At 66.5% G+C, this 12,905-nt stretch carries 11 protein-coding genes; 5 read left to right on the forward strand and 6 right to left on the reverse strand.

Features of this window, described 5'->3' with window-relative positions; all coding sequences use genetic code 11:
* The first annotated feature begins 68 nt into the window (after positions 1 to 68).
* Positions 69 to 302 (forward strand): hypothetical protein, encoded by a 234-nt coding sequence (locus PSPA7_RS29530; RefSeq protein WP_003105710.1) that lies wholly within the window; start codon positions 69 to 71, stop codon positions 300 to 302.
* Positions 299 to 589, forward strand: a complete 291-nt coding sequence (locus tag PSPA7_RS29535; protein WP_003151858.1) for a cell division protein ZapA — start codon at positions 299 to 301, stop codon at positions 587 to 589. Before PSPA7_RS29530 ends, PSPA7_RS29535 begins: the two co-directional genes overlap by 4 nt.
* On the opposite strand, the gene PSPA7_RS29540 is transcribed toward PSPA7_RS29535, so the two are convergent.
* From PSPA7_RS29540 to gbca, 3 genes are all read right to left on the reverse strand, one after another.
* Positions 586 to 762: a hypothetical protein gene (locus tag PSPA7_RS29540; RefSeq protein ID WP_012077993.1), complete on the reverse strand. Its 177-nt coding sequence runs from the start codon at positions 760 to 762 to the stop codon at positions 586 to 588. The genes PSPA7_RS29535 and PSPA7_RS29540 overlap by 4 nt on opposite strands.
* Before the next feature lie 4 nt (positions 763 to 766).
* The gene (locus tag PSPA7_RS29545; RefSeq protein WP_012077994.1) at positions 767 to 1,327 is read right to left on the reverse strand and encodes an HdeD family acid-resistance protein; all 561 of its coding nucleotides are present in this window, start codon (positions 1,325 to 1,327) and stop codon (positions 767 to 769) included.
* 336 nt (positions 1,328 to 1,663) lie between these two features.
* Positions 1,664 to 2,953 (reverse strand): glycine betaine monooxygenase oxygenase subunit, encoded by a 1,290-nt coding sequence (gene gbca / locus PSPA7_RS29550; protein WP_012077995.1) that lies wholly within the window; start codon positions 2,951 to 2,953, stop codon positions 1,664 to 1,666.
* 423 nt (positions 2,954 to 3,376) lie between these two features.
* Between gbca and gbcB the strand changes: the two genes are divergently transcribed.
* A complete protein-coding gene (gene gbcB / locus PSPA7_RS29555; protein ID WP_003096769.1) occupies positions 3,377 to 4,477 on the forward strand; it encodes a glycine betaine monooxygenase reductase subunit in 1,101 nt (366 codons plus the stop codon).
* On the opposite strand, the gene PSPA7_RS29560 is transcribed toward gbcB, so the two are convergent.
* From PSPA7_RS29560 to PSPA7_RS29570, 3 genes are all read right to left on the reverse strand, one after another.
* A complete protein-coding gene (locus PSPA7_RS29560; protein WP_012077997.1) occupies positions 4,471 to 6,900 on the reverse strand; it encodes a hypothetical protein in 2,430 nt (809 codons plus the stop codon). The two genes, gbcB and PSPA7_RS29560, sit on opposite strands and share 7 nt — an antisense overlap.
* 1,401 nt (positions 6,901 to 8,301) lie before the next feature.
* Positions 8,302 to 9,342: a threonine aldolase family protein gene (locus tag PSPA7_RS29565; protein ID WP_003157629.1), complete on the reverse strand. Its 1,041-nt coding sequence runs from the start codon at positions 9,340 to 9,342 to the stop codon at positions 8,302 to 8,304.
* Positions 9,343 to 9,425: 83 nt separating this feature from the next.
* Positions 9,426 to 10,067: a hypothetical protein gene (locus tag PSPA7_RS29570; RefSeq protein ID WP_003157630.1), complete on the reverse strand. Its 642-nt coding sequence runs from the start codon at positions 10,065 to 10,067 to the stop codon at positions 9,426 to 9,428.
* Between the two features lie 215 nt (positions 10,068 to 10,282).
* Here PSPA7_RS29570 and glyA point away from each other — a divergent pair, with 215 nt between their 5' ends.
* Positions 10,283 to 11,536, forward strand: a complete 1,254-nt coding sequence (glyA, locus tag PSPA7_RS29575) for a serine hydroxymethyltransferase (RefSeq protein ID WP_012077998.1) — start codon at positions 10,283 to 10,285, stop codon at positions 11,534 to 11,536.
* An 85-nt stretch (positions 11,537 to 11,621) separates the two neighbouring features.
* Complete coding sequence (locus tag PSPA7_RS29580) at positions 11,622 to 12,872, forward strand: sarcosine oxidase subunit beta (protein WP_012077999.1); 1,251 nt, start codon at positions 11,622 to 11,624, stop codon at positions 12,870 to 12,872.
* Positions 12,873 to 12,905 lie beyond the last annotated feature (33 nt).

Here is a 12,905-nt window from a genome sequence, read left to right on the forward strand (position 1 = left end):
CCACCGACCTGGCTTCGGCAGGCGCTTTTCTTTATCCTGCGCGCCCTTTGAACGACTGGGACGAGATCATGCTGGAGAATACCCTGGAACGCCTGGAAACCCTGGTAGCCGAACTGCTGCAACAGAACCAGGCCCTGCGCGACAGCCACGACCAGCTTCAGCAGCAGCTGCGCCAGGCCACCGAGGAAAACGAAACCCTGCAACTCTCCATGCTCGAGCAGGAAGAGAAGCAGAGCGGCACCCAGGCCCGCCTGGAAGCCCTGGTCGAGCGCCTCAGCGCGCAGCAACCGGTTAGCGCATGAGCCGCGACGGCGTCCAGGTCCTGTCGATCCTCGGCCGGGACTATTCGATCCGCGTGCCGGCCGGCGAGGAACGCGTCCTCGCGGACGCCGCCGCCTTGCTGCAGGCGGAAGTGGACGCCAACAAGCGCAAGTTTCCCTACGTCACCAGCAACGAACTGGTGGTGCTCTCCGCGCTCAATCTCTGCGCCCGCCAGCTTGGCGCGAACGACGGCGAGTCGCCGCGCCTGCGGGCGGTGGAGCAGCGCCTGGAGGCGCTGGTCGAGCGGATCGCCGGGACATCGAGCTAGTCGCGCGCCTGCGGGCTCGCCCAGTGCAGTTGCCGATGCCCGCGCGCCCGGCAGTCCCTGACCAGCGCGCAGGCCTCGTCACGCGTCAGGTCGCGGCGCACGACGCAGGCATTGCCGTTGTCGTCCTGGCGCCACAGGCACCAGCGCGTTTCCTCCGCCGGCTTCGCCGCCACCGCGTCAGGCCTTCAGGGTCGAAGTCTTGCGCAGGCGCAGCGCCAGCATGACCAGCAGCACGCCGAAGAACACCGCGTAGGCGCCGATCACCCAGACCACCGCCAGCGCCCCGGCGCCGGGGTTGGCGATCATCAGCACACCGAACAGCACCGAGATGGCGCCAGAGAGGATCATCCACCACTCGTTCCGGATCGACTTGCGCAGGCGGATCGCCGCGACGATCTGGAAGATACCCATCGCCAGCGCCCAGCCGGCGATGATCAGGAGCAGGCCGATGGCCGTCAGTTGCGGCCAGAAGAACGCCACCAGGCCGGCCGCGACGCCGATCACCCCGACCAGCGCCAGCGGCCAGTTGAACTGGCCGGCGCTGCGCATGCTGAACGCGGCGCCCAGGGCGAACACCCCGTCCACCAGCGCGTAGGCGCCCCAGAACAGCACCAGCACGGTCAGCGCCAGGGCCGGCGAGAGCAGGGTCAGGACGCCGAACACCAGCGCCGCCACGCCACGCAGGGCCACCAGCTTCCAGTGCCGGCCCAGTTCGGCCCACAGGGGATTGTTTTCCACGCTTGCCTCCAGAGGCCGCCCTTGAGCGGCCCGTTCAGGTTGAGTCCTTTCCACCTTAGTCCTTTTGCCGGGGGACTGTCAGGGGCCGGGTGCGCGAGGGAGGCTCGCTGGCAACACGGCGCAGGGCGGCGGATAGCCGCCCTGCGCCAGGGGAAGGCCTTGCATGGCACGGGCCGGTTCAGGGACGGGACTTCCCCGCCAACCGCTGGCGCCGCCAGCAGGCGAACAGGTTCCAGGCCAGCAGCAGGCTGACGAAGGCGGAGCTGAAGTAGAACAGCAGGTTGTCCATGACCTTTCCTCCGAAGCGGCGCCCCGCCAGGGGGCGCCTCGTCCGGCTCAGCTGCCGGCGACCTTGCGCACGTGGGCGGACTCCTCGCCGAGGTTGTTCAGCATGCGCTCGCTGTACCAGTCGAGGAAGTTGATCACGCCGAACTCGTAGGTCTTCGAGTATGGACCCGGCTGGTAGGCGTCGGAGTTGATCCCGCGCTGGTTCTCCTCGGCCAGGCGACGGTCCTGGTCGTTGGTCGCGTCCCATACCTCGCGCAGGCGCGCCACGTCGTAGTCGACGCCCTCCACCGCGTCCTTGTGCACCAGCCACTTGGTGGTGACCACGGTTTCCTGGGCGCTGATCGGCCATACGGTGAAGACGATCAGGTGGTCGCCCATGCAGTGGTTCCAGGAGTGCGGCAGGTGCAGGATGCGCATCGAGCCGAGGTCGGGGTTCTTGATCCGGCCCATGAGCTTCCTGCTGCCCTGCTTGCCGTCCATGGTCATCGACACCGTGCCGTCCAGCAGCGGCATGCGCACGATGCGGTTGCGCAGGCCGAAGCTGGCATGGGCGTACGGGATCTTCTCGGCTTCCCAGGCGCTGGTGCAGGCCGCCACCTGGTCCTTGAACGCCTGGCTGGCGCGCGGGTCGGTGACGTCGTCCCACTCCAGCAGGGTCTTCAGCAGTTCCGGATGTGAGCCGTTGCAGTGGTAGCACTCGCGGTTGTTCTCGATCACCAGCTTCCAGTTGGCGGCTTCGCGGATGGTGGTCTGCACCGCTACCTTGGCGTTCTCCATGTCGTACGGCTCCATGTAGTGCTCGAGCGTCGCCAGGAAGTCGTCGATGGCCGGCGGGTTCTCCGCCAGGCTGATGAAGATGTAGCCGCCGGCGGTCTTCACCTGGATCGGCTTCAGGCCGTACTCCTTCATGTCGAAGTCGGCGCCCATCTCGGTACCGGCGAACAGCAGGCGGCCATCCAGCTCGTAGGTCCACTGGTGGTAGGGGCAGACCAGCTTGGCCACCTTGCCCTTCTCGCTCACGCACAGGCGCGAGCCGCGGTGCCGGCAGACGTTGTGGAAGGCATGCACCTGACCCTCGGCGCCACGGATCACCAGCACCGGGTTCTTGCCGATCTGCAGGGTGAGGAAATTGCCCTTGGCGGGAATCTCGCAGGTCATGCCGGCGATCAGCCATTCCTTGTGGAAGATCTCCTGCATGTCGATCTCGAACAGGCGCTGGTCGCAGTAGAACGGCTGTGGCAGGGAGAAGCTGTGGTCGCGGCTGCGCAGCATGTCGGCGGTGGCCTTGCGGGCCGCTTCCAGGGGATCGCCGAGACTCAGGGTGGAAGTGACGTCCATCGGTAACTCCTCATGCCGCCCCCGCGCGGGTGGCGGCGGAAAAAGTGGCTGGTACGGTTGCTACGCAAGGTGGCGTTCACAGCCTTCCTCATCCCGGCGCGGGTCCGGAATCCCGCCCTGCCGATGGACGGGTCCCGCCGTGGCGGGAATGAAGGTCAGTCGCTCTACACGTCCGGGTCTTACCCTCCCGGGGTTCATGCAAACCCTCGTCTCGGCTGGTCTGGAGTGTGGGCCGGCGCCCGACGACGACCTTATCCATGGGCGACATGACCGCATCCGTTTCCGACGCTGCGGGCCGCGCCCCAGCGGGCAGGTCGCGATAAGCATGTAAATGTCGCTGGCAGGTAAATGAGCGCCCCCGGCGATGCGCACAATCCGCCCCATCAGGCCGTCGTCCGGCCCCGTGCGCGCGGAGAGATCACCATGTCGAGCAACTTCCTCAATCCGGTCACCACCCAGACCTGGGCCAACGGCCGGCACCTCGTGCGCTGCGTCAAGGTCATCCAGGAAACCTGGGACGTGCGCACCTTCTGCTTCATGGCCGACCAGCCGATCCTGTTTTTCTTCAAGCCGGGTCAGTTCGTCACCCTGGAGCTGGAGATCGACGGCGAGCCGGTGATGCGCTCCTACACCATCTCCAGCTCGCCCTCGGTGCCCTACAGCTTCTCCATCACCATCAAGCGGGTGCCGGGCGGACGGGTCTCCAACTGGCTGCACGACAATCTCAAGGAAGGCCAGGAGCTGCCGGTGCACGGCCCGGTCGGCCTGTTCAACGCCATCGACTTCCCGGCCGACAAGGTGCTGTTCCTCTCCGGCGGGGTCGGCATCACCCCGGTGATGTCCATGGCGCGCTGGTTCTTCGACACCAACGCCAACGTCGACATGGTCTTCGTCCACAGCGCCCGTTCGCCGAAAGACATCATCTACCACCGCGAGCTGGAACACATGGCCTCGCGGATCGACAACTTCAGCCTGCACATCATCTGCGAGCGCCACGGCCTCGGCGAAGCCTGGGCCGGCTACCGTGGCTACCTGAACCTGCGCATGCTGGAGCTGATCGCCCCGGACTTCCTCGAACGGGAGATCTTCTGCTGCGGCCCGACGCCCTACATGAGCGCGGTGAAGCACCTGCTGCAGGGCCACGGCTACGACATGAGCCGCTACCACGAGGAAGCCTTCGGGCCGACCCCGCCGGAGGTCCGCGCCGACGTCAGGGAACTGGCCGCCGAAGCCGCCGAGGCGCCGGAGGTACCGGTGGCCGACCAGCACCAGGTGGAATTCACCGCCACCGGCAAGAGCATCCGCGTCAGCCCCGGGGAAACCGTGCACGCCGCCGCCGCCAAGCTCGGCCTGCACATTCCGAAGGCCTGCGGGATGGGCATCTGCGGCACCTGCAAGGTAATGAAGACCGCCGGCGAGGTGGAGATGGAGCACAATGGCGGGATCACCGACGAGGATGTCGCCGAGGGCTACATCCTCTCCTGTTGCAGCGTGCCCAAGGGCGACGTGGTCATCGACTACTGAGGGCGCGCGGGAAACGCCAGGCGCTCCCAGTAGCGCCGCCGCGGCAACTCCTCGGCCGGCAGCCAGCGTCCGCCACAGCCCCGCAGCGACTCGGCGGGCGCCTCCAGCAGGTCATCCAGGGCCAGCACGTAGCGCCCCGTCCCCGCACTGCGGAAGCACAGGTCGACGTCGAAGCTGTCGAAGCACGGGTACTCGCCGAGGTCGTCGCGGTAGCGGCGCAACGTGCGCTCGCGCACGTCGAGCAGCAGCAGGCGCCACTGGTCTTGCTCCAGGTCGCTTTCCGCGTAGCGCTGGACGTGCCGGGTCAGCGCCAGGTAGCGACCGTCAGCCGACCAGATCATCGGCGCCGCCAGGTTGGCCACGCCGATGCCCGATGCGGTCAGCAGGTAGCCATCGCGGCTGAAGCCGGCGCGCACGTCCTCGTCGCGGTGCATGCCCTCGTAATGGAAGCCGAAGCCCCAGGCGGCGTCCTTCGCGCCCACCGCCGGCAGGATGAAGTCGCCGTCGCTCCAGGGCCGCGGCGGCGCATCCAGCCAGCGCGTAGCGGGAAGCAGCCGCCAGGCGGAACCGTCGAAGGCGACGCGCGCCTGTTCGTAGTAATGCCGCCAGTCGTCGTGGAAGCGACCGAACGCGTGCCATGCGCCTGGCTCGGGCAGCCCTTCGTCGAAGCGCCGCAGCAACCCGGGGTCGCCCTCTCCCGGCCCGTTCGGCGGCTGGTAGGCGTTGCGCCCGAGCAGGTGGACAAGATGCACCTGGCCATCGATGAAACCTTGCAGGTGTAGATCGGCCAGCGGCTCGTCGAGCCACTCCAGGCACCGCTCCCGGCTGTCGATTATGGCCAGGCGCCGCGGCAGGGTCGGCGCCTCGGCGAAGGCCACCAGGGCCAGGTAGCGACCGCAATCGGACACGCGGTGGTCGAGCGTCCACTCGCCATCCAGGCGCCAGTCGCCCAGGCGCAAGGCATAGGCGCCGCGCTCCGCCTCCCGGTCGTCGCGCAACCACTCCCAGGTGGCCCGGCTGCCATCGGCCAGCGGCGCGCTGCGCAACCGGCAGCCCGGCCTGCCGGCCGCGCCATCCAGGGGCAGCAGCAGGTCCAGGCGCGGCATGTCGGCCTCGCGCCAGCGCGGCCGGTCGTCCGCATCGCGCCCCTCCAGAAGGTAGAGGCTGGAATGGCTGTACGAGCCCAGCGTGCCATAGCGCTCGTAGGTCAGGCAGGGTTGCGCCAGGTCCAGGCCGCAACGCAGCCAGCCATCCTCCAGCCCGAGCAGTTCGGGCCCGCCGGCATGCGGCTCGGCGGACAACGCCGACCACGGCTCGCCCAGCGCCCGCAGACCGCCCTCCTCCCGCCACAGCCAATAGGCGTCATGCCCCAGCGGCTCGCGCGCAGCCTGTAGCGCCAGCGTCCGACCGTCATCGCTCCAGGCCAGTGGCGGCGCTTCCCGGGACGGATAGAGGCCGCTGGCCTCGCCGTTTATCCACAGCTCGCCGCGGTTGGCGCGCAGCGGCGCGAAAGGATCCTCCAGGGCCAGGAGGCTGGCCGGCAACCAGGGGCGGATTTCCAGCGAGGGTCCGCCAAGCGGGGTCGGTAACGGTTGCGCTCGCAGATCCCTACTCCAGCGCTGCCATTCGCTCTCGGGCAGCCAGAGGTCGCCGATGGCAACGAAGGCCTCGGCCTCGCTGCCGGCCTTGAGCATCTGTAGCTCGAGGCGCTGCGGTGCGTTGGACGTCAGCGGACTGTGCCGGCCGATCACCTCGCGCTCGGTGACGCTGTCCAGCTCCCAGAAGTTGTCCACGGCACAGCGGTAGAGCAAGCGCTCCTGCCGGTCGAAGATCGCCAGGCCCCAGGCGCCTCGGCTCGGTATCGGCGAAACGAAGTGGCGGCCATCGCTGGAAAAGCGTGCCGAAGGATTGCAGTCGGGGATGAAGCAGCCGTCGGGCATCAGGTAGTGGCATACCAGCGGGCCGCCCATGGCGATCTCGCCGCCGTCGAACAGGCGGATCGCCTCGCCCTCGGGGGTCCGCTCGGGCGCTTCGCCGCCCCAGGCGCTACCTCCCGCCGGCAGCGGTACGTCCAGCGCTCGCGGAGCCTGGCGCTCCAGGCGCAGGCCGCGCTCGAAACGGATCTGCAACAGCACGCCGCCGATCACCGCCAGCAAGCCACCGCCCAGTCCCAGCCAGAAGCCCGGCAGTGCCTGGCCCAGGGCGATGCCGCCACCCAGAACCCAGAAGAACAGCGCCTGTTGCAGACGATACGGCACCTTGCCGCGCCAACGATCCGTGGCCCACTCGGCGCCCAGCAGCAGCACCCAACCCAGCGCTACCAGCGGCAACGGAAGGAGGACGCCAAGGGCCACCAGCACGGCGATCCAGGCGATCTCGCCGAGGCCTTCGAGCAACAAGCGGCCGAGCGGCTTGTCTGACATCCGATCATCCATGATCCATCCCACTTTCCTGGCAAAAGCCAAGGGTAATCAAGGCTCCGGCCAACCACCAGAGCCATCGCGAAGCTGTCCTTCTCATACTTGAAAACACCAGGGGTGCGAAGGTTGTCCACATTCGGCCTGGAATTCCATACAGGTATTCCTTCGCCGCCTGGAGGTTCTCGAAATCTTCATTCAAGTAGTTGAAATAAAAGGTAAATTATAAAAATTCAAGTGGGTTTCAGGGGCTGGGCACGAAGCCCTTCACGGTCTCCGGGAAGCCCTTTCGAGAGCGAGTTGATCACAGACTTATCCACAAGTTGTGCAATCCATTGCCCTGCGGGTTCAGGATCGACATACCGACAATGCCCCACTCTCCGAGGCGCGAGGACTCCGCGAGCCCATCCGGCTTCCCTTCCCGGTAAATCGCGCTTCGCCGCCCGTTCGGGCTGGCCGCGTGCTCCTGCTCATTTAACGATCAATCCGCCAGGGGCCCCGCCGTACGGCCCCCCCAGGCGTGAACGAACAACTTTTCCACAGGGCTTTACACTTTCCTTGGGGAAAATCAAAAAAATATTCACAGCATGGAGAAAAACCTCTGCCTTTTCTGGCAATCCAGCTCTTCCCACGCGCGCCGATCATTTGTTGACCAATCCAGCGCAGACCTGTCTTTATGCGGTTTTCGGCGCTATCCATACAGGTTGTCCACAAGGCTTTCCAGGCCTTTTGTGAGCAACCCCAAGCTTATGCACATGCTCCCTAAAGTAAGCCGGCAGCCTGTTGACGGAGATTCCGCTCAATTCTTGACCAACAGCCTGGAAGGCGCGAAAACTCTGGCTCCCAGCATTCTATAAACAGGCTCTTCACACCGACCTCAACAGGAATTGGGGGAAATTCCCTTCGGCGATTACATCCGCTGTCCCGCGACATCGGAGCGGGAGAATTTTGTCTTTTCCCTCAAGCCATTACGTCCGCTCAGGATATTTTCGGCATTTACCCCGCGTCGGTGCTTTCTTTTCTGTCCACAGGCTTGCAGGAGCCCCCGGGGACAATACCCGTCATCGTTTCGTCAGCGCTTTTCACCTGAACCGTCATCGTCCTTTCACAAACGGCTGTTTTCGCTCAAAAACCGACCAGCCTCCGAAGAGCCCGGCGGGGCGCTGCCCGGAAGCGACTGCAAACACGTTATTCACATTCGGCTCCACAGTGTTTGTGGATTGGCCAGGTTCTCGCGCCTCGGGAGTGGAGCCGCGTGGATAAAGGCTTTCGGCGCCTCCGGCGGAGACAGGAAGGGCGTACCCGGGGGTACTTTTGCATAGCTCCCGAACAGTTAGTTCACAGAGTTATCCACAGGATATGAGGAACAGCGGCCGCCCCGCGTCACGGAGGCGGCCGAGAGCGGGCTCAGGCGGCCATCACCAGGCGAATGTCCCGCGCCAGTTCGCGGACCCGCTCGATATCGGTATCCCAGGAACACATGAAGCGCGCACCGCCCTCGCCAATGAAGGTGTAGAAGCGCCAACCGCGCGCGCGCAGGGCTTCGATCGCCGGCTCGGAAAGCTGCAGGAACACGCCGTTGGCTTCCACCGGGAACATCAGGCTCACCCCGGGTACATCGGCCACCAGCTCGGCCAGCAGCCGCGCGCAACAATTGGCGTGATCGGCGTAGCGCAACCAGGCATCGTCCTGCAGTACGCCGACCCAGGGCGCGGCGAGGAAGCGCATCTTCGAGGCCAGTTGGCCAGCCTGCTTGCAGCGGTAGTCGAAATCCTCGGCCAGGTCGCGGTTGAAGAACAGGATCGCCTCACCCACCGCCATGCCATTCTTGGTGCCGCCGAAGCAGAGCACGTCGACCCCGGCCTTCCAGCTCAGCTCCGCCGGCGAGCAGCCGAGGAAGGCGCAGGCGTTGGAGAAACGCGCGCCGTCCATGTGCAGGTGCAGGCCGAGCTCCTTGCAGGTGGCGCTGATCGCCTTCAGCTCGTCCGGGCGGTACACCGTACCGACCTCGGTGGCCTGGGTGAGCGTCACCACGCGTGGCTTCGGATAGTGGATGTCCTGGCGCTTGAGGGCGATATCGCGGATCGACGCCGGGGTCAGCTTGCCGACCTCGGTCTGCGCCAGCAGCAGCTTGGAGCCGTTGGAGAAGAACTCCGGCGCGCCGCACTCGTCGGTCTCGACGTGCGCGGTCTCGGAGCAGATCACGCTGTGGTAGCTCTGGCACAGCGCAGCCAGGGCCAGGGAGTTGGCGGCGGTGCCGTTGAAGGCGAAGAACACTTCGCAATCGGTCTCGAACAACTGGCGGAAATAGTCCGAAGCGCGCGCGGTCCACTGGTCGTCGCCATAGGCGCGTTCGTGGCCGCGGTTGGCTTCGGCCATCGCCGCCCAGGCTTCGGGGCAGATGCCGGAATAGTTGTCGCTGGCGAACTGTTGGGTGTGATCGGTCATGTGGGCCTCGGATGGAACGGTTGCCGAGCCCTTGTGGGGCTCCGTGCGGTGGCGCCGGCACCGGTACGTGCCGACACAGTCTGTCAGGGTAGCTTGGTCAGCTTCATCTGCTCGACGAACGGCACCAGTACCTGGCGCATCGCCGTGGCGCTGCCGCCATTGGGCGTGTCGCGGGTGCTGAGGGTCAGTACGTAGCGGTTCTTGATCACTCCGCTGAGGGTCGAGACGCCTTCCTCGCCCTTGGCCGGGACCATCACTCCCAGCGGGTCGCCCATCCGCGTGGTATCGATCAGCGGCAGGTAGTCCTCGCCGCCGAAGCGCTCGGCGGTACCGTTCTTCAGCGCGGTCTCGCGGGTCTTGTGAAGCAGGGTCAGGTTGGTCTGGGTCATCTCGCGCAGCTTGTCCTGCGCCGCCCTGTAGGCCACCACGTCGCCCTCGGTCGGCGGCGCCGGCAGGCCGGTGTCGGTGAGGACGATCTCCAGGCGCTTGCTGCCGTCGGCGGCGCCGAAGACCACGGTGGCGTCGTTGTACCCACACTGGCGGGAGAGGAAGTCGTAGCCGAACAGTGGCTTGCCGGCCGGCGGCAAGGCCACTTCGAGTTCATGGCCGGTGCAGGAGTCGGCCGGCAACGCAGGCGCGGCGGCCTGCTTTTCGTCGCCGCCCCCGCACCCTTGCAGGGATGCGCCGAGCAGCACGGCGGAAAGGAAGATCAGCGGGCGTTTCATGGTGTTCTCGCAGGACGAAGAGCACGCAGTTTAGCGCCAGCCCGGGGCGTTCCGCATCGGTTGCCGATTCCCGCCGGCATGTCGCAAACGCACCTCCCCGTGGCGTGCATAGGCATCTGGGCCGGCAGGGCCGGTCATACCATCGCTGGCAAAGGGACCGCGTGTCCCGTTGCAGCCATTCCGGCGCGGTTCCGGCGCCGCAGGGAGACCCAGCGATGTTCAGCAAGCATGACCAGATCCGCGGCTACGACGACGAGCTGCTCGCCGCGATGGACGCCGAAGAGGCCCGCCAGGAAGACCATCTCGAACTGATCGCCTCGGAGAACTACACCAGCAGGCGGGTCATGCAGGCGCAGGGCAGCGGCCTGACCAACAAGTATGCCGAGGGCTATCCGGGCAAGCGCTACTACGGCGGCTGCGAACACGTCGACAAGGTCGAGCAGCTGGCCATCGACCGCGCCAGGCAACTGTTCGGCGCCGACTACGCCAACGTCCAGCCGCACTCCGGCTCCTCGGCCAACGCCGCGGTGTACCTGGCGCTGCTCAACGCCGGCGACACCATCCTGGGCATGAGCCTGGCCCATGGCGGTCATCTCACCCACGGCGCCAAGGTGTCCTCCTCCGGCAAGCTGTACAACGCCGTGCAGTACGGCCTGGACACCGCCACCGGGCTGATCGACTACGACGAAGTCGAGCGCCTGGCCGTGGAGCATAAGCCGAAGATGATCGTCGCCGGCTTCTCCGCCTACTCCAAGACCCTCGACTTCCCGCGCTTCCGCGCCATCGCCGACAAGGTCGGCGCGCTGCTGTTCGTCGACATGGCCCACGTCGCCGGGCTGGTCGCCGCCGGCCTCTACCCGAACCCGATCCCCTTCGCCGACGTGGTCACCACCACCACCCACAAGACCCTGCGCGGCCCGCGCGGCGGCCTGATCCTGGCGCGCGCCAACGAAGAGATCGAGAAGAAGCTCAACTCCGCGGTATTCCCCGGCGCCCAGGGCGGTCCGCTGATGCACGTGATCGCGGCCAAGGCGGTGTGCTTCAAGGAAGCGCTGGAACCGGGCTTCAAGGACTACCAGGCGCAGGTGATCCGTAACGCCCGGGCGATGGCCGAGGTATTCATCGGGCGCGGCTACGACGTGGTTTCCGGCGGCACCGACAACCACCTGATGCTGATCAGCCTGGTGCGCCAGGGCCTGACCGGCAAGGAAGCCGACGCCGCCCTCGGCCGAGTCGGCATCACGGTGAACAAGAACGCCGTGCCGAACGATCCACAGAGCCCGTTCGTCACCTCCGGCATCCGCATCGGCACCCCGGCCATCACCACCCGCGGGCTGCAGGAAGCGCAGAGCCGCGAACTGGCCGGCTGGATCTGCGACATCCTCGACCACCTCGGCGATGCCGACGTGGAAGCCAAGGTCGCCACCCAGGTCGCCGGTCTCTGCGCGGACTTCCCGGTCTACCGCTGAGCCCCCCGAAGACGGTCGGGGAGCCCGACGCGCCCCGGCCCAACCCTCTCCGCGGGAGAGGGAGCAACAGTTCAGGAGCATCCACATGCAACGCTACTCCGGCTTCGGCCTGTTAAAGCATTCACTGAGCCATCACGAGAACTGGCAACGCATGTGGCGCACGCCCACGCCGAAGCCGGTCTACGACGTGGTCATCGTCGGCGGCGGCGGGCACGGCCTGGCCACCGCCTACTACCTGGCCAAGGAACACGGCATCAGCAACGTGGCGGTGGTCGAGAAAGGCTGGCTGGGCGGCGGCAACACCGCGCGCAACACTACCATCGTGCGTTCCAACTATCTGTGGGACGAGTCCGCGCTGCTCTACGAGCACGCGATGAAGCTGTGGGAGGGCCTGTCCCAGGACCTCAACTACAACGTGATGTTCTCCCAGCGCGGGGTCTACAACCTCTGCCATACCCTCCAGGACATGCGCGACGGCGAGCGCCGGGTCAGCGCCAACCGCCTCAACGGCGTCGACGGCGAACTGTTGAACGCGCAGCAGGTGGCGGAGGAGATTCCCTATCTGGATTGCAGCAAGAACACCCGCTACCCGATCCTGGGCGCGACCATCCAGCGTCGCGGCGGCGTCGCCCGCCATGACGCGGTGGCCTGGGGCTTCGCCCGCGCCGCCGATGCCCTGGGCGTGGACCTGATCCAGCAGACCGAAGTCACCGGCTTCCGCAAGCAGGACGGCGCGGTGATCGGCGTCGAGACCAACCGCGGTTTCATCGGCGCGCGTCGTGTCGGGGTGGTCACCGCCGGCAACTCCGGGCACATGGCCAAGCTCGCCGGCTTCCGCCTGCCGCTGGAATCGCACCCGTTGCAGGCCCTGGTCTCCGAGCCGCTGAAGCCGATCATCGATAGCGTGATCATGTCCAACGCCGTGCATGGCTACATCAGCCAGTCGGACAAAGGCGACCTGGTCATCGGCGCCGGCATCGACGGCTACAACGGCTACGGCCAGCGCGGCTCTTACCCGGTGATCGAGCACACCCTGCAAGCCATCGTCGAGATGTTCCCGGTGCTCTCGCGGGTACGCATGAACCGCCAGTGGGGCGGCATCGTCGACACCACCCCGGACGCCTGCCCGATCATCGGCAAGACTCCGGTGCAGAACCTGTTCTTCAACTGCGGCTGGGGCACCGGCGGCTTCAAGGCCACTCCCGGCTCCGGCAACGTCTTCGCCGCCACCCTGGCCAAGGGCGAACCGCATCCGCTGGCCGCGCCCTTCTCCATCGAACGCTTCCACAGCGGTGCGCTGATCGACGAGCACGGCGCGGCGGCAGTGGCGCACTGACAAAAGCCGCCCGAAGGGCGAAATCCGCTGCCC

This window comes from Pseudomonas paraeruginosa PA7, assembly GCF_000017205.1.
Classification (GTDB): Bacteria; Pseudomonadota; Gammaproteobacteria; order Pseudomonadales; family Pseudomonadaceae; genus Pseudomonas; species Pseudomonas paraeruginosa.

Excerpts from the sequence above, each read along its gene's own strand:
- PSPA7_RS29530 (WP_003105710.1), top strand. The coding sequence starts at position 69 with ATGCTGGAGAATACCCTGGAACGCCTGGAAACCCTGGTAGCCGAACTG.
- PSPA7_RS29535 (WP_003151858.1), top strand. The coding sequence starts at position 299 with ATGAGCCGCGACGGCGTCCAGGTCCTGTCGATCCTCGGCCGGGACTAT.
- gbca (WP_012077995.1), bottom strand. The coding sequence starts at position 2,953 with ATGGACGTCACTTCCACCCTGAGTCTCGGCGATCCCCTGGAAGCGGCC.
- gbcB (WP_003096769.1), top strand. The coding sequence starts at position 3,377 with ATGTCGAGCAACTTCCTCAATCCGGTCACCACCCAGACCTGGGCCAAC.
- PSPA7_RS29560 (WP_012077997.1), bottom strand. The coding sequence starts at position 6,900 with ATGTCAGACAAGCCGCTCGGCCGCTTGTTGCTCGAAGGCCTCGGCGAG.
- PSPA7_RS29565 (WP_003157629.1), bottom strand. The coding sequence starts at position 9,342 with ATGACCGATCACACCCAACAGTTCGCCAGCGACAACTATTCCGGCATC.
- PSPA7_RS29570 (WP_003157630.1), bottom strand. The coding sequence starts at position 10,067 with ATGAAACGCCCGCTGATCTTCCTTTCCGCCGTGCTGCTCGGCGCATCC.
- glyA (WP_012077998.1), top strand. The coding sequence starts at position 10,283 with ATGTTCAGCAAGCATGACCAGATCCGCGGCTACGACGACGAGCTGCTC.
- PSPA7_RS29580 (WP_012077999.1), top strand. The coding sequence starts at position 11,622 with ATGCAACGCTACTCCGGCTTCGGCCTGTTAAAGCATTCACTGAGCCAT.